The organism is Candidatus Lernaella stagnicola, from assembly GCA_030765525.1.
Taxonomy (GTDB): Bacteria; Lernaellota; Lernaellaia; order Lernaellales; family Lernaellaceae; genus Lernaella; species Lernaella stagnicola.
Window position 1 is genome coordinate 52866 of sequence record JAVCCK010000027.1, and the last position, 17375, is coordinate 70240.

The 17375-nt window shown below is 62.5% G+C and carries 12 protein-coding genes; 4 read left to right on the forward strand and 8 right to left on the reverse strand.

The window, feature by feature from the left end; translation table 11 throughout:
* Positions 1-22: 22 nt before the first annotated feature.
* From P9L99_12025 to P9L99_12035, 3 genes are all read left to right on the forward strand, one after another.
* Positions 23-2473: a bifunctional YncE family protein/alkaline phosphatase family protein gene (locus tag P9L99_12025; protein ID MDP8224079.1), complete on the forward strand. Its 2451-nt coding sequence runs from the start codon at positions 23-25 to the stop codon at positions 2471-2473.
* Entirely contained in the window at positions 2470-2985 is a 516-nt protein-coding gene (locus P9L99_12030; GenBank protein ID MDP8224080.1) for a hypothetical protein, read from the forward strand. The genes P9L99_12025 and P9L99_12030 overlap by 4 nt, the downstream gene beginning before the upstream one ends.
* Before the next feature lie 172 nt (positions 2986-3157).
* Complete coding sequence (locus tag P9L99_12035) at positions 3158-6154, forward strand: C25 family cysteine peptidase (GenBank protein ID MDP8224081.1); 2997 nt, start codon at positions 3158-3160, stop codon at positions 6152-6154.
* A 4-nt stretch (positions 6155-6158) separates the two neighbouring features.
* Here the strand turns inward: P9L99_12035 and P9L99_12040 are convergent, their stop codons facing one another.
* The 7 genes from P9L99_12040 to glpA are packed head-to-tail and all read right to left on the reverse strand — an operon-like array spanning position 6159 to position 14482.
* Complete coding sequence (locus P9L99_12040; protein ID MDP8224082.1) at positions 6159-7577, reverse strand: protein kinase; 1419 nt, start codon at positions 7575-7577, stop codon at positions 6159-6161.
* Positions 7578-7596: 19 nt separating this feature from the next.
* Positions 7597-9051, reverse strand: a complete 1455-nt coding sequence (locus tag P9L99_12045) for a hypothetical protein (GenBank protein ID MDP8224083.1) — start codon at positions 9049-9051, stop codon at positions 7597-7599.
* A 12-nt stretch (positions 9052-9063) separates the two neighbouring features.
* The gene (locus tag P9L99_12050; protein MDP8224084.1) at positions 9064-9636 is read right to left on the reverse strand and encodes a hypothetical protein; all 573 of its coding nucleotides are present in this window, start codon (positions 9634-9636) and stop codon (positions 9064-9066) included.
* On the reverse strand, positions 9624-10451 hold the full coding sequence (locus P9L99_12055; protein MDP8224085.1) for a class I SAM-dependent methyltransferase: 828 nt from the start codon (positions 10449-10451) through the stop codon (positions 9624-9626). Before P9L99_12055 ends, P9L99_12050 begins: the two co-directional genes overlap by 13 nt.
* Positions 10452-10470: 19 nt before the next feature.
* Positions 10471-11697, reverse strand: a complete 1227-nt coding sequence (locus P9L99_12060; GenBank protein ID MDP8224086.1) for an anaerobic glycerol-3-phosphate dehydrogenase subunit C — start codon at positions 11695-11697, stop codon at positions 10471-10473.
* Positions 11694-12926 carry an anaerobic glycerol-3-phosphate dehydrogenase subunit GlpB gene (gene glpB / locus P9L99_12065; GenBank protein MDP8224087.1) on the reverse strand — a complete coding sequence of 411 codons (1233 nt, stop codon included), beginning with the start codon at positions 12924-12926 and terminating at the stop codon, positions 11694-11696. Before glpB ends, P9L99_12060 begins: the two co-directional genes overlap by 4 nt.
* Entirely contained in the window at positions 12923-14482 is a 1560-nt protein-coding gene (gene glpA / locus P9L99_12070) for an anaerobic glycerol-3-phosphate dehydrogenase subunit GlpA (GenBank protein ID MDP8224088.1), read from the reverse strand. Before glpA ends, glpB begins: the two co-directional genes overlap by 4 nt.
* A gap of 139 nt (positions 14483-14621) precedes the next feature.
* On the opposite strand from glpA, the gene P9L99_12075 reads away from it, so the two are divergent.
* Entirely contained in the window at positions 14622-16250 is a 1629-nt protein-coding gene (locus P9L99_12075; GenBank protein ID MDP8224089.1) for a hypothetical protein, read from the forward strand.
* Between the two features lie 63 nt (positions 16251-16313).
* Here the strand turns inward: P9L99_12075 and P9L99_12080 are convergent, their stop codons facing one another.
* On the reverse strand, positions 16314-17351 hold the full coding sequence (locus tag P9L99_12080; GenBank protein ID MDP8224090.1) for a lysylphosphatidylglycerol synthase transmembrane domain-containing protein: 1038 nt from the start codon (positions 17349-17351) through the stop codon (positions 16314-16316).
* Between the last annotated feature and the right edge of the window lie 24 nt (positions 17352-17375).

A 17375-nucleotide genomic window follows, 5' to 3' on the forward strand; every position in this document is an offset into this window, starting at 1 on the left:
CTAGATAGCAAAGGGGAACCCTATGACCTGTCGTACCTTATTGGCAGCCCTCCTGGTCTTGTTCGTGGCCTTCGCCGCGGGATGCGAAACTACCGACTCTCCGCAAGGGGACGACGGCCCGGCCCTGGTGCGCGCGAAAGCCGATCCCGGCGTATCTCCCGAGGCCTACTTCCGGCCCGGCCCGATCGACGACGAACGCTACGTGCTGCCCAACGGCCGCATGGTCTGGCCGGCGGGCGTGGGCGAGATCGTCAACCGTCTGCCCAACGACCTGGCCATCAGCCCGGATGGTACGCGCCTGGCGGTGCCGACCGGTCGCAACGATGTCGTGCATATCATCGACACCGAAACGATGACCAAGATCCAGACACTGCCCACCGGTCAAACCTTCAGCGGCGCCGTGTGGAACGCGGCCGGCGATCGTTTCTGGATCGGCGGCGGCGCGTCGCAGGTCGTCTATGAGTTTGAGTACGTCGAGGGCGTCGCGGCCGAAGTGCGCCGCATCCAGGTGTACAACTACCCCTCGGGCCTGGCGCTCTCGCCCGACGAGCGCTGGCTGTACGTCGCGTGCATGCACGGCAATCGCCTCGCGGTTGTCGATTTGCTGCAAGGCGTCGAAGTCGATTCCATCCCCACGCATCTGTATGCGCTGGATGTGAAAATCACCTCGGACGGCCAACTGGGTTTCGTCTCCAGCGTGGGGCGCGGCCTGGTGACCGCCATCGACCTGCAGACGCGGGAAGTGCTCACCGATATCGAGGTCGGCAAAAACCCCGAAGGCATGGATATTTCGCCTGACGACCAAACTCTCTACGTGGCCAACTCCGACTCCGACACGGTCAGCGTCGTGGATATCGACACCTTTACCGAGATCGACACGTGGCCGCTGTACACCGGCGACCTGGTCAAACTCGGCGCCAGCCCCGTCGGCGTGGCGGCGACCGCCGACCGCGTCTACGTGGTTTGCTCGGGCACGAACGAGATCGCCGTGTTCGACGCCGGCAACGGCGACTTGCTCGGACGCATCCCCACCGGCTGGTACCCGACCAACGCCCGCGTCGATGAAGAAAACGGCATACTCTATTACGCCAGCGGCAAAGGCTACGGCAGCTACGGCCTGAGCCTGTGGGGCAACTGGCGCGCCACGGTGCACGCGCTGGACGAACCGACGCCCGCCGAACTGGCTGAGCTTTCCGACCACCACGAAGAAGCGCTCAACTGGGCGCGCAATTTCTTCGACACCGCGCAGGCCGAGTCGCCCATTCCCTTCGAGTACGGCCAACCCAGCGAGCAGATCAAGCACGTCATTTTCGTCTTGAAGGAAAACAAAACCTACGACCAGGTTCTCGGCGACCTCGAAGGCACCGAGCGCGACCCCTCGCTGCTGCAGTTCGGGTGGGATATCACGCCCAACCAGCACACGATGGCCGAGCGTTTCACCAACTGCGACAACCTGTTCGTGGAAGGTGACGTGAGCGTGCTCGGGCACCTGTGGAGCGTGTTCGGGATGCTCAACCACCACGCCGAGCAGCGTTTTCAGCCCGGCGACGACTACCCCCTGCCCGACGTCGACCCGGCCACCCGCCCGGCCAACGGCACGATTTTCGAACGCTTGCTGGAGGCGGGGATCGACTTCCGTTCCTACGGACAGATCATCGGCTTCATCGAAGACTTCGACCGCTTCGCGCCCTACATCGACCTGAAGTACGGCTTCTGGAACATGGGCGTGGACGACGTGGTCAAGGCCGACGAAATCATCCGCGAATGGGAAGGCGGCATCTTCCCGCCGCTGATCTACATCAGCCTGCCCAACGACCACGCGTACGGCAGCGGCTCCGGCGCGCCCACGCCGCAATACCTCTTGGGCGACAACGACGCCGGGCTGGGCAAGCTCGTGGACTGGCTCTCGCACAGTGAATACTGGAGCGAATCGGCCGTGTTCGTCACCGAAGACGACCCGCAGTCCGGCCAGGATCACATCGACCCGCACCGCTCGATCGGCCTGGTGATCAGCCCGTGGGCGAAGTCGGAGCACATCTCCAGCGTGCTCTACACCAACAGCAGCATCTGGCACACCATCGAACTGATCCTCGGCATGGAGCCCGGCAGCATGTACAACCAGTACGCCGCGCCGATGTACGACTGCTTCACCATGGAGCCCAACCTCGAACCCTACAACGCCATCCCCAACCCCGTGCCGTTCGGTATCAATCCCAAGGGCCTGCCCTTCCAGGATTACTGCGACGGCATCAACTTCGCCGTGCCCGATCAGGCCGATCGCATGGGTGAGGTGCTGTGGGCGCTGACGCATCCCGACGTACCCTTCCCGCACGCGCAGTCGCTGTCGGGTTTGGGTCAGGAAGACGAACGCAAAGAAGCCCTCGAATACATGGAAGCGGTTGAAATGGTTCGAGAATATGCCCGCAAGCACGGCCTGCCCTTCGACGCTTTGACCCGCCGCGGCGCGCCGTGACCCCTATGCGGCGGGTGCTGGTCCTCGGCCCCTGCGGGGCTGGGAAATCGACCTTTGCCCGCCGCCTGGGCGATGCCACCGGATTGCCGGTGGTTTACCTGGATCAAGAATTCTGGAAGCCCGGCTGGGTGATGACGCCCCGCGCGGTGTGGGAGCAGCGGGTGCGCGAGCTCGCCGCGGGCGACCGTTGGGTGATGGACGGCAACTACGATTCGACGCTTCACCTGCGCACGCCGCGGGCCGACACGATTGTCTACCTCGACTTCCCGCGCCGGCTGTTCATGGCACGAATCTTCCGGCGCATCGCCGCCGATCACGGCCGCACTCGCGTGGACATGGCCCCCGGCTGCCCCGAGCGCCTCAACCTGGAATTTTTCCGCTTTGCCTGGAACTTCAACCGCGACGTCCGCCCGGCCGTGCTGGACACCATCGCCCGCCTCGCGCCCCGGTCCGAGTTGCTGGTTTTCACCCACCCCGCCGCCGCCGAAACCTGGCTCACCAAAATTCGTTAGGATCGTTTTTTCAAGTGACATGACCATTGACAAAACCGCTGTAATATTGTGCTATTTGACGCCGCTTGAGAATTTTCAAAAAGAATCGTCACCATGAAGCGGGTCCTCTTATTTCTCAGACCAGAAGCGCGTGTTTACTATTTACGCTTTTGTCGATGGGGGAGCGGTGCCGATGCGAAGAACTAGCCTTGTTATCGCGATAATTTGCTTTTTGTGCGTTGCGTCCGGTGTTTTTTCCTCGGCGCACGCAGAGTTCATCGAACTCGATTACTCGTTTGACAACCTGACCGAGAGCACAGAGTCAGGGATCAGCGAGTTCGCCTTTGACGACGCAATTCAGTATTTGCGCCCCGGCTCCTATGCGATTCCCATGCGTACGGCCAGGGTTCTGTTGCCGCCGGATACGCAAGTAGAAGCCATCGAAGTGATCCCCGGCGCCTTGGCGGAGCTGGACGGTTTCTATGAACTGAGAGTCACGCCGTTGCCTTCGCCGCAGTGGGGTGGCGACGCGTCGGATTCACCTGTGGCGGACGGCGTTTCGGTTCGGAACGATTTGCCGAGCGACTTACACGAATTTCACTCGGTGCAGTTTTTCCGAGGCGCGGGAATCGCCCTCATCAATTTATTCCCCTTTCAGTACGACGAGGCGGGAAAAACCGTATCCTTTTATCGAAACTTCACGCTCCGGGTGACGATCGGGCCCGAAACCCAAGAGCGAGACAGGCTGCCCTACCGCGGCATCCCCGAAGATGTAGAGCAAATCAAAATTTTCGTCGATAACCCCGGAGAGTTGGAGTATTTCGAGCCGGAGGTATCCGCGCCCAAGACAACCAATCCCTATGTCATCATCACCAATGATCTCATGGAAGATAAAATGCTCGAGTATGCCGATCACATCAACGGCTTCATGGGCAACCCGAATTATGCCTCAGTAACCAACATCCAGGACATCTACAATAGCTACCAGGGAGTGGACTACCCGGACGAAATCCGCCGGTTTGTTCGCAATCGTTACGAAAACCACTTCGCCCTGTTCGTCTTGTTGGCCGGCGACGCGGATTTGGCCGACGTCGTCATTCCACGCCGCGGCATTTATGGCTACGTCAACTCCTCCAGCGGCCCTGTCGTGGATTTCCAAATCCCTTGTGATTACTACTACTCCTGTCTGGACGGCTCGTGGAATTACGACGGCGACGCCACCTGGGGCGAGCATACCGACGGCAGCAACGGCGGCGATGTGGACATGTTCGGCGACGTGGAGATCGGTCGCCTCCCCATTGAAACCATCGGCCAGGCGCGCCGGTCGACCGAAAAGCTCATCGCACACCACAATTGGATACACACGCAGCGCTTCCTTTGGCTCGGCGAGCAACTGGATGATGACCCTCTCACTTGGGGCGGCGATAACAAAGACACGGTGTGGAATCTGATCAGCGGCTGGGGCAACCTTTCGCTCTTGCCGTTGTATAACCGCGACAGGACGTTTTCGAATAGCGCGACCCTGAACGCGATGAACGGCGACTCGTACAGGAACATCAACCACAGCGGTCATTCAAGTTGGCGTTATTGGTGCGGCATCAGGCCGGATGACATTCATTACACAGGCAGCGTCGTGACCAACGACGACCCGTATTTCATCTTCAGCGACGGATGCAATTTCGTGGCGTTCGACAACTCCGACGGGAGCGGCAATTACAACGCCGACAGCGTCGGGGAAGAACTCGTCATGAACACCGAAGCAGGGGCGTATTCGATCGTCAGCAATTCCCGGTACGGGTGGTACTGGGCCGGCTCGACTAACGGGCCCGGCGCCTGCTACGACCGGGAATTCTGGGACGCGGCCAGTTCGTCGGCATCTCAAAAGCTCGGCGCCATGCTCCGCTTATCAAAAATGGTTAACATGGCCAACGTCGGGGAAACCGGATCGTTTCGCTGGATGATCATGTCGTTGAACCTGTTGGGTTGTCCCGCGACGCATCCCGTGTATTTCACCCGCTGCGATAACGACGGCGACGGTTCGCCGAATGTCACCTGTTTTGGCGGCGATTGCCACGACGGCGACAGCGACATCAATCCCGGTGCCGACGAAGTCTGCAACGGAGTCGACGACAACTGCGACGGAAATGTCGACGAAGGCGGCGCCGCGCTGTGCAGTGACGGTATCTCGTGCACCGAAGATTACTGCGACGGCGCCCGTGGCTGCCGGAACGAAGCTATCAACTCGCGCTGCAACGACGGCGTCAATTGCACGACCGACGAGTGCATCACCGTGATCGGCTGCCGCAACACGCCCGTCAACAGCGCCTGCAACGACGGATACGACTGCACTGACGATGTCTGCAGCGCCTCCAGCGGGTGTTCCAACTCGCCGATTCATTCCCGATGCGACGACAACTTTACCTGCACGACCGATACCTGTGACCCGGGCAAGGGCCAACTGGCCACGGGCTGTAATTTCCAGCCCATTCATTCCCGATGCGCCGACGGCTTTAGTTGCACCGATGATTCCTGCGACCCGGCCAACGGTCAATCCGGAACCGGCTGCTACATTCAATCTCTCGATTCGCGCTGCGAAGATGGCCTCTATTGCACCGACAACACCTGCGACCCAGCGACCGGCGACCCCGCCACCGGGTGTTTGCTTACGCTCTTTCACACCCGCTGCGAAGACAACGTCGACTGCACGCAAAACGTCTGCGATCCGGCCGACGGCTGCACCTTCTTGGCGCAGGATGATCTTTGCAACGATGGCGTTTTCTGCAACGGCGCGGAATATTGCGACACCCAAGACGATTGCTCGCCGGGCGAAGAACCGTGCCCCGACGACGGCCTGTGGTGCACGGGCGAAGAAATCTGTCACGAGAACGAACAAACCTGCAAACAAGTCGACGTCCCTTGCCAAGAGGACGGATTGTTCTGCAACGGCGACGAGTCGTGCAACGAATCCGACAAAGCCTGCGTGTCCGCCGGCGACCCCTGCGCCGCCGACAAAACGTGCAATGAGAGCGCCAACTCCTGCGACGATGCCGGTGACGACGACGCCGGTGACGACACTGATGATGACGCGAACGACACCGATGACGACACCGATAACGGCGACGACGACGCCAATAACGGTACCAAAGACACCGATGATGATGACGACGGCGGCGGTTCCTGCGGCGGCTGAGGCGCTAGCTTAACGTCTCGTCGTCCACCGCGAGGCTCTTTAGAATCGGCAGCAGATCGGAAGGCTCGAGTTCGCCGGAGGCTAGGCGGTCGGCGAGGTCGGCAAGGGTTTGGCGGAGGGCGTCGAGTGTCGATTCAGCGCGCAGCAGGCGCGTGCTGGTCAGTTCGATGCGCTCGGCCATGTCGGTCAAAATCGCATGCATCAGCTTCTTGTTGGCCGACAGGAAAAGCGTCAACTCGTCGGTGCCGATGCGCAGGATCTCACTCTCGGTCAGCGTGCGCACCGTCGCTGAACGCAACGCGCCGCGCACCAACGCCATCTCGCCCAGCACCTTGCGCGGCTGCGTGATCACCGCCAGGCGCCGCCCGCCGCGAATCACCTCCACCTGCCCGCTGACCAACCAGTACACCGCGTCGGCGATGTCATCTTCGTAGAACACGACCCGACCCGGCGGCAGTTGCAGCAGTTGACCGCCTTCGGGCCCCGACGAGCCCACCGATGAGTTGGGCGAGACCACCTCGGCCGGCGGCGCTTCGTCCGCGCCACGCTCGTGAAAGATGCCGCTGTCGAGGGGCGATTCGGTTTCGCCGACCACCCACGCCAGGTCGTACATCACCTCGTGCATGTCCTGATAACGCCTCGCGGGCTGCTTGGCGGTCATGCGGTCGATCAGCTTCATGACACGCCGGTGCGACTCGTCGGTCCAGTCGGCCGGGTAGCTGATGGCGTCGGTCAACTGCCGCGTGAGCACCAGCGGAATGCTCGTCCCCTTGAAGGGCGGTTCGCCGATCAGCAGAAAGTACAGGCTGCAGCCCAGGCTGTAGATGTCCGAACGGCGGTCGATGGGCGCTTGCCGGCTGATCTGCTCCGGCGCCAGGTAGTGCGGCGTGCCCAGGATGCCGCCCGCCATGGTGACCGAAGGGTCGTCGGCGGTTTTGGCCAGGCCGAAATCGCTCACTTTGGCCATGCTGTCGGCGGTCAGCAAAATGTTCGAGGGCTTGATGTCGCGGTGCACGTAGCCCTTTTCGTGCATATACGCCAGGGCGTCGGCGACCTGGGCGAAAATGGCCACCGCCTGCTCGAGGTACATGGGGCCGTCGAGGTGGACGTTCTGGTCGGCGGACAGGCCGTTGATGAACTCCATAACCAGATACGGCCGGTCGTCGTCGAGGCGGCCCATGTCGTAGGCTTCGACCAGGTTGTCATGCCGGAGCGAAATCGCCGTGCGGGCCTCGCGTTCGAAGCGTTCGGCGTAATCGCAGAAGGGGCCGGTGCAGGCGATGTCTTTGAGCACCTTGAGCGCCACCGTTTTGCCGTCGGCGTCGCGGGTGCCGCGGTACACCTCGGCCATGCCGCCGCTGCCGATGGGCCGGAGGCCGGTGAAGCCGGGGATTTCTTGAACCGACGCTTGAAAAGCTCTCATGTCGACCGGTCCTTGTTTCCTAGTAGAAAATTCCGCCGAGCAAGCGCATGATCTCGGTCAAGTTGAGACCGGATGTCAGCCCTTGCTGTACCATATAAATACACGACATCAGGAAGAAAGTCAGATAGATCTTCCCGACGCCGATCACCTGCCCCAACAGCTTGAATTTACCGATTTTTTCCCGCAGACGCCGGTTTCGCCCTTTCTGGGCCATGAACAACTGAAGCCAGATGTTCAGCCCCGTCAGCACGCCCAGCAGGCCGGAGCGCACGAGAATCGGATACGCAAAGGACATGTTGCCCCGGTAGAAACTGATGGGGACAAGGTGCACGAAGATCCCCAGGCCGATGAAGAAACACAGAATGCAGGCCAGCATGTAGGCGGCGTATTTGCCGATCTTGCGACCGGTCTTGAGCAGCACGGGGTTGAAGATGATCGCCACGACGAAATCGCGGTTGTAGATGTTCCACCGCCGCCAGTGCTCGAGCAGGTTTTTGGCGAAGAAGGGGAAGTAGAAATCGGCCTTGAGGTCGAAGCCGAACATCCGCCACAGGCCGATGATCAGATACACGTTGCCGGCCAATTCCAGGAATATTTTCAAGAAGTTATAGTGCGTAAACAGCAAGATCTGCCAGCCGGGCAGTTCGGAAGCGAGGTCTTGAATTGGCGTGGGTCCCTGCCAGTCGAGCCAGTGGGAAAACAGCGTCGTGCGGATGATCAGATACAGCAGCCCCTGCCCGAACAGGATGACGCCGTCGCGGGCGATGAGTGTCCGCTTGCGCGCCATGAACTGGTTGTTGAAGTAGGCGTAGCCGATCGGCTTGATGTGGTAAGGCACCAGGAAAAAGGGCCCGGCGAACAGGTAAAGAAACAGGTTGAGCAGCGACTGCTCTTCGGGTTTCCCGGCGAGCAGATTCGTCTTTTCAAACAGGTAGTAAACGCTTTTGAGGAAGATGGCGAAGAAGGCGACCACCGCGAAAACATGCATCTGTCGCGGCACGATCAGCGGCTTGAGATGCCCGCGCCACGCCAAGAAAAACATCGCCCAGAACAAAATGAGCGCCGCCCATTTCGCCTTGTTCGGTAAGCCGGAGCGTACGAGGTGGTAGAGGCCCAGGCCGATGATCGGCATCACGACCAGGGTTTGCCAGGGGATGAGTATCGGCGCGGTGCAAACCGAAACCAGCAGCAAAAACGAACGCTTGTACGCCGCCGGCACGAACCACCCGGCCACGACAAAGGCCCACATCACCGCCAGGAAGGTGCCCAACCCGCGAGCGTTGGCGGTCTGGTTGAAGTCGCCGGGCATGAAGCTATAAATCGGGCCGGACTTGTACAGGTAATATAGGACGTAGAAAACAATCGCCGCCCCGGCCGCCAACGCCGGCGCGCCCCACCAGGGTCGATCGGCGTCGTTCTCGAGAACCTTCGGGTCCAGGTTCTTTTCTTTCAGCCAGGAAAGCACGGCCTGCACAGTGAATCCTTCTTACGGCGCCGGCGGCGCATCGGTGGGAGCGCGGCGCGCGGCCATCACCTCGCGCACGACCTCGACCAAGAAAACCAATGCCGCCGCGGCAATCAACCAAATGCCGAAACGGTAGAAAACCTTCAGAGCTTCGGCCGGAAGGAGCATCAACGGCAGCGCCTGACTCGCGCCGAGCACGACCGCCGCCCCGAGCATCAACCTGCGCCAAAGCACTTTGCGGCGGGAAAATAGTACATATAGCGCGGCGCCGAGGCCGAATACCGCCAGCCACCCGACCAACAGATGCTGCCAGATGCGTAATAGCTGCAAATCAACGCGGATATCGCCTGGTTCGGGCAGGTCTTTGAATTCTTTGGCCAGAATTCGTTCGCGCACGGCGGGCACGGCGATGATCTCCCGCCGCCGCTGCTCGCGCTCGCGGGTTTTCTCCAGTTGGTAATCCTTGACACCCCGGTATCCGGCCAGTTCCCTGTTCAGCAAGTGCCAATAACCCAACGCGATGGCCGCCGCGACCACCACCGAAGCCAAGGCCAGCGACACGTTGGTTACGCGATCTCGGGTCAAGAACCGCAAACTGCATCCTCCGCCAGGTTAGGAGCGTCGTGCCGACGAAAACGCATCACATGATAGCGAATCGGGAAATAGTAGTACTGCGGATACAGCTTCGTGTCGATCCGGTGCGACTCCAAGCAGAAACCGTTGGCAAAAAAAGGCGCGGTCAGGTACTCAACGGGATAGGTTTTGAAACTCGCCTCGCGGACCGGCTCGACCATTGTCACGTGGCCCTCTTTTTTTAGCGCACGGTAGATAGATTGGTACAAGCGGTTGCGTTCTTCGAGGTCTTTCTGCGGTAGAGGTTTTTCAAGGTCCCTTATACCCAGGCGGCAATTGATCACTGTCACGACATCGATTTGGTTTTCCGGCAACATCACGTCCTCCGGACGCGAATGAACTAGGTGAACCCGATCCTCGCCGGGAAGCGTGAACGCATCCAACGTCGCTCGGAGGAATTCTAAAGACAACGCATCGGTATCCACCGCGTAAATTTTAGCGACATCCACCTGCCCGCGTAGTAAGCGAATCTCAAAAGCGCCGGTGCCCGCGCCGATATCCGCAATCACGTCGCCGTCTTTGAGTCCGAGGTCTGCCATCGTCGGCAGCAACGACATCGACTTGAAAAGATTCATCGGGTCGCGGCCCTCGGCCGCCCACCGGTTTAACACTTGACGGTTGTTTTCCATGTTGCGTTGCCGGTCGGTTGCTTCGGCCGTCGGAGCCAGCGAGTGAAACATCTTGTATCGGAAGCGGTTGTGAATCCAGAGACCGGCCGCTACCAACAAGACGATCGCCAACAATAATGCGGTGGTTCCAGCGATTCGCTTGGCCATCACATCCCCTTGTTCGGCATTAGTCCGCTGTCTCCAATGCGGCCGCCAGAATCTCCGCCGGGTGCTTGGCGGGCACGCCGGTCAGGTGAGTGATCTGCATCCGGCAGCCCTCACATTCGGACAAAACGACGTCCGGTTTCCACTGCGCCACGCGCTCACGCACCTCTTGGCCAATGGTGACGGCGAGATCGGCGGTCTTGTGTTTCAGGCCGAAAGTGCCCGCCAGGCCGCAACAGCCCGCGTCGAGGGTGCGGATTTCGAATTCGGGAATACGGCTCAGGATCACCGGGGCGTTGGCGCCGTGGCCGAGGGCGGTTAAGTGGCAGGCCTCGTGAAAGGCGGCGAATTGGGGTAGCGGTTTGAGCGACAGGCGCAGTTCGCCCAGGTCGTCCAACTGCTTGAGATACGTGAACAAATCCAGCACTTTGGATTGTACGTCGGCGGCCTCGACACCCAGCAAAGCAGCGGTTTCCTGCGCCAGCGCAAGCGTGCACGAGGGCGAGCCAACGACGATCGCTTCGCAGCCTTCGTCCAACGCCCGCCGCAGCGAGACCATGTTTTTTTCGTTTTGCTTCTTGGCCGCCGCCAGATTCCCCCCGCCGATGAGCGCCGCGCCGCAACACGTCTGCTCGGGGATGACAACCTCCACCCCCGCCGCCTCCAGCACGCGGAGCACCGCCCGGCCGACGCCGGGGTCGTTGCTGTCGGTAAAGCAACCGTAGAAGTAGGCGACCTTGCGCTTGGCCGGATGACCCTGATAACGCCGCGCCTCCGTGGCAAAGCGCCGCCGCGCGAAAAGCGGCATGGGGGCGTGTCGGGAAATTCCAAACAGTTTCTCGGCCAGCCAACGCGACCATCTCATTTTCAAGAAGGGGTTGATGAGAAACGCCAGGTGCGAGCCAAGCGGCATGAAGCGAAACGCGTTGGTCAGCAGGTGCGTCGGCAGGTCCCGGCCCCGCGCCGCGGCGTATCGCTGCTTGGCGAAAATGTTGATTTCAGCGATGGGAATGTCGGCCGGGCAAGCGACCTGACAGCGGTGGCAGCCCGTACACAGGTTGATCCAATCGCCCTCGACCGCCTCGCCGCGACCGCGAAACCGTTGAGCGTCGGGACCGGCCTGCTTCGGGCCGGGGAAGGCGTCGGTCGCCTGGGCGACCGGGCACGCCGTGACACAAACCGTGCACTTGATGCAAGCGTCGTACAGGTCGTCCGGCCGCAAAGGTTCGATCAACTTACGCCGAGTCATGATCCGCCTCCTGCCGCTTCCCGCCCGGCCTGCATGCCGGTGGCCAAAGCCACGGCGCCGCCGGAGCGTTCACAGTACGGATCGAAATCCGCCAGGATGTCGCCGGCTGCGAATAGGTTCTCGTATTTCGGCTTGCCGTCGACAAGCGGACGCAGCGACTCGTCGACCGCCACGCCGGTGCGCAAGGACGGATGACCGCCGGGGTCCAGAAAGCGCTTGCTGAAAAACGGCGGCCCGGCCTCGCCGCTTACCGGCAAATCGAACAAGGGTTCGCGCAGCCCCGCGCGGTCGCCGATGATGCCGCCGCCGACCAGATGTCCGGTGGCCAGCACGACCGCGTCGGCTCGCTGTTCGCGCTGCGCATGGCCGACCTTGACCATCACGCCCCGCAAGCGTGCCGGGTCTTCCAGAGGCCCCACCGCCCGCGCTCCTTGAACGATGCGCACGCCGGCGTCGAGCACGCCCCGGCGCAACGCGGCGAAGAGGCGCAATCCCGGCAGGCTGGGCGGCTGGCCGGGGACTTCCACCAACTTACCGCCGAAGGTCGCTTCAATTTCAGCTACCAGCGGCGAGACTTCGCGGCGGCCGAGCAGCGCGGGCACGGCCACGGTTTGGCCTGCGGCGTGCTGCTCGAGGAAGCGGCCGAACAATTCGGCGAAGCGCTCGTCATGGAACATCACCGCGACACCCAAGGGATCGCGTCGCAGCGGTTCGGCTTGGAAATCCAGCGCGGCAACGGCGTGCCCGTGGCGGACCGACAATTCCCGCGCCAGCATTTCGGACGAGAAGTTTTGAAACAGGTTGATGTTGCACACGACCCGGATGCTCTCGGCCGCGGCGTCCATCGTGGCGGGGATCAACGCGGTGGGTCGCGCCGCGCCCAACACGGTCAACACGCGAACCAGCCTTCGCCCGTCGCCGCGATATTCCAAGCCTTGCGCCGCGACGGCTTCCCGAAAATCCTCCAGCGCCGACTCCACCGTTTCCACGCCGACCTTCGCATAGGGATGCTGCGGGTGCGTCTTGGCGACTTCGGCCACGGCATCCAAGGGCACTTCGCTCGCTGCGGCGGAACCGGGCGGATAAGCCAGCACGTCAATGCAGCCCGAAAAGAGGTGGTGCATCCCCTGCCCGCTGGTCAGCAACGTGACCTCCGCGCCGCGCCGCGCCGCTTCACGCGCTGCGGTCAACCCGGCCAGGCCGCCGCCGATGACCAACACGCGCGTCACGATTCACCCTCTCGGTCCAGGCCCATGAGCGTGCCGTAAATCGCGTAGTTGAGCGCTTCCTCGCGCAACTGGTCGCCCCACAAAACGGGCGCGATGCCGTGGAAACGCTGTTCCAGAAAGCGACGCAATACGGGCCGGGCCCGTCCGGGCTCGACCAGCCCCTTCTCGGCCAGCAGGCTGAGGGCGCGAAAAGCGCACATGCCCCCCTGGCAGGTGCCCATGCCCAGGCGGGTGCGGTGTTGGATATCGGTCAGGTCGGCGCGTCCGCGCAGTTCGGGCAGAATAGCCTCGATCATGTCGCGGTCGACCATCTCGCATTCGCAGATCATATCGCCGGGCTTGGTGTGGCCGATTTTCGCCAGGCGGTCGAAACGGGAGTACGGATCCCGAGCTTCGGCGGTCCGCAAGGGTGTCTCGGCGGTGCGGCACGGCTGTTGGACGCCGAGAATGTCGCACACGAGATCGGCGGTTTTTTCGGCCATGAGTCGGTAGGTCGTCAGTTTGCCGCCGACGATGCTCACCAGGCCGGGGACGTCGTCGCGCTTGGCGTGGTCGAGCACAAAGAAGCCGCGGCTGATGGCCCGGCCGTCGACCCCGGGGCCGCTTTCCTGATAGAGCGGCCGCACCCCGGCGTAAGCCCGCAGCGCGCGCGAAGCGGCGAAGCCCGGCACCATGTCGTCGCCTTCGTTCAGCATGAGGTCAAGTTCGGCTTCTTCGATGCCCAAGCCGTCGGGTGAAGGTACGCGAATGCTCGTGGTGCCGATGATGCTCGTGGGCCCGTTGGGAATCATCAAATCACCGTCGGCGGGCCGGCGGCAGCGATTGATCACCCGGTCGCAAAAACGCCGGTTGAAAATCACCAAACTGCCCTTGGACAGCGCCAGACTAACTTCCACACCCGCCAGCGCCGCCAGGGGCATTGACCACCCGCCCGCGGCCAGCACGACCAGGGGGGCGCGCACTTCCCGCTCGCCGTCGCCGTCGTCGAAACGCACCCCGATCACGCGGCGGCCGTCGCGGACGAATGCCGTCATCGCGCTGTGGGTCAGTATCGTGGCGCCGTGACGTTCGGCGGCGCGGGCGTTTTCCTGGGCCAGCAGAAAGGGATCGACACTGGCGTCGGGCACGGCAAGCGCCCGCGTGAGGCGCGGGTTCAGATGCGGCTCGCCGTCCAGCACGTCTTCCACACGCCGGGGTTCACAGGGGATGCCCGCCTCATCGCAGGCGCGGCGGAGTTGATCGTAATAGCTCGGATCGTCGCCGGGCAGTTCGATGGACAATCCGCCGGTCGGCTCGGTGCAGTGGGGGGCGATCTTTTGGATGATGCGGTTTTCTTCGATGCATTCGCGCGCCGCGACCGGATCGGTGACCGCGTAGCGCACGCCGCTGTGCAGCAGGCCGTGGCAGCGCCCGGTAGCGCCGTACGCCAAATCGTGTTGCTCAAGAAGCACGACGCCAAGGCCCCGCTCGGCCAAGTCCCGGGCCACGCCGCAACCCGTGGCGCCGCCGCCAACCACGATGACTTCCGTGCTTTTTACTTCCCTACCGGGTTTCATGTCGCTCCTATACGGCTCTCCGGTGGTTTTAGCGGTCTATGACAGCGCTGTCCAGCACGTGTGCGCGAGCGGTGCGACATATTCCACCCTTTTAATGCCAGGTTGGCGCTTTGTTGAGCGAAGTAGTATGTAGTCGACGATGAACACAACTCGACGCGCCAACGTCTCGGCCGTCGCCACGGTGGCCGCGGCGGTGATTACCGCCTTTTTCCTCTGGGTTTGGCTGGCCGGGCAAATCACGCCCCGGCTGCCGTCCCGCGATGCGCTCTTGGTGTGCGATATCGTCGCCGCCCTAGACGCGGGCCGCGACGTGCCGGGCTCTCTAAGCGAAGACCTGCAACTCGACAACCCCTTAGTGCGAGCCGCCGCGTGGACCGGCACTCATTGCGGTGCTTCCCTGCGCGGCATGCTCTGGCCGCAGGTGTTTTTCGTGATCGTGTTGTTGATCTCGGTCGCGGCGCTGGCCTGGCGTTGGGGCGGACCCTCCGCGGCCGGCCTGGCGGCATGGTTGGCGCTGGCGGCGCCGGTCACGCTGGGCTCGGCGTTGGAATTCACCGATCTGGCCGCACTGCAAGCCGGCGTGGCCGGGGGCGTGGCGTGTTTGGCTTGGATACGCCGCCCGCGGGATAGCTGGTTAGCGCTTGTGGCCACGTTGTGTGTCGCCGTGCCGGTGGCCGCACGCGCCACGTTTTCGACCGGCGCGATAGCCGTGTTGACCTACGGCCTGGCGAGCCTGGCGGTGCTGACTCCGGGCCTTCTCAGGCGGCGGGAGACGCCGGAACCTCGCAGTTGGCTTCCGGCGGCGTTGTGGGCGTTGGGGTTGGTGCTGCTGATTCCGCTGTTGCATCCGCGCTTCGCGGGTTTGCAGGCCGATTACTTCACTCACGAACTCGGCGGGACCGGAAGCGTCGAAGGCGGGTTCAGCCCGGCGGCGCTGCTGGGCTATCCGTCGATTTGGGCGTTGCTGCAGGTCGGGCCGGTAATCGCGTTGGCCTGCCTGGCGGCGACGGGCGTCGCCCTGCGGCGCAAAGAAGCGCGGCGGGTCGCGGTGCCGTTGATCTGGCTGTTCGGGACAATGCTCGCGCTGAGCGTTCTGCCCAAACGCAACGAATACTACCTGCTCGGCGCGGTGCCGGCTTCGTACGTGCTTGCGGCGACCGTGGCGGCTCGACTGCCGCGGCGCGCACTGATTGCCGCTTGGATGCTCGTCGCGCTGGCGAGCGCCTATGGGGCCTATCTATACGTCGATGCGAACGCTTACGAGCGCCTTTGGCATCGTACCAAAACTGTCGCCGCCGACACGGCGCAGCCCTTCGACTACTTCTCGGCCTTCCGAAACGGGGCGCTCAATCCCTATCGCCCGCGCCCGGATAACGCCCGCACCGAGGAGGATATCGTAGCGGAGGCCGTCACGCGGCACTGTGGCGAGTTGCCGTTGGTCCGCCTGTTTCCGTGGGGAAGAGATTGCGTGCTTGATTTCTATTTGTGGCGGGCTCGCGGCCGCCGCCGGCATGTCTCCGCTGCCGCCGCCGATGCGCCGCTGAACGGCTCCTACTGTTTGTTGATCCCGCGTGTCCCGGGCGCGGCGGATGACGACGCGGCGGCGCAATTGTCCGCCCATCTTCCGGAACTGACATCACCTGAACATGGGGCGGCACGGCTGGACCCGGATCGCAGCCGCCTGCTGCTGGACGACGTCGAACACGCCACGCTGCTGGCCCGCCTGCCCGGTCGTAATCTCTACGCGATCGACCCCGCGGCGCCTTAGCTCAACTGCGCGAAATTAACGGTGCCGATTGAATGGCCGTTTCGACGCGCATACAACTAGCGCCTATTCGGCTGGATTCTCCGGCGCCGGCGCGCGATCCAATTCGGCCTCGAGTTCGTCGGCGGCCCCGGCAAAGCGTCCTTGGAAGAGAATCAACACCACCGCGCCGACCGCCACCGCAAACCACAACGTCGCCAGACGAATGATGAGCGTCGCGGCCGAAGCGGGGGCCTTGGTCATTTTCGCCGCTCCCATGATCGTCTGACTTTGCAGCATGCCGATCATGCTCGCTTCGGTCGGTCCCAAGCCGCCGGGGCTGACCACGCCGAGAATTGTACCCAGAGCGTAGATGAACGCCGCGGCGAGCAATTGCGGGTCGTCGGTAAAGGCTGAGAGAGTGATCCAGAAACCGAGGCATTCGCACAGCCACGCCAGCACCGACCAGAAGGTCGCCACCAGCAGGGGCCAGAAGCGCAGCAGGCGATAGGTGGAGTCGTACATGCTGTGCAGCTTGTCGCCGACGCGGCGCAGGGGGCCGAGTTTTTCGATCAGGCCGATCAACCCCAGCGAGAGCGTGCGGTTGCTGATCAACGCCACGAACGCCAGCAGCAGCAGGCTGAAACCGCTGAGCACCCACAGGCTTGACGCTTCGACGGTGAAGACCGTCAGCCCCGCCAGGCTGATGAACACCAGGGCGACGAAGTCGGTAATGCGTTCGCCAACCACGATCGGCGCCGATACGCTGATCGGCGTGCCCTTGAGTTGTTTGAGCAAGACGCTTTTGAGCAGTTCGCCGATCTTGCCGGGGCTGATCGTCATGACCAACCCGGACAGGAACACGATCAGGCTGTCGGACCGGCGCAGATCGATCGACAACCGGCCCAGGTAGAAATGCCATTTCAGGAAGCGGAACATGTAATTGGCGAACGCCAACACGAGCAACAGCGGAAACAGCCACCAGTTGAACGTCGCCAAGGCGTCTTTCAACTCGCCCCAGCCGGAGTAGAGCATCATCACCAGGTACACCAAGCCGCCCACGGCAATGCCCACGGCAAGCTTGCCTTTCAGGCGCGAGAGCAGAGACGGCTGCGTGGTGCTCACTTCGATCTCCGTAAAAAAGGGCCT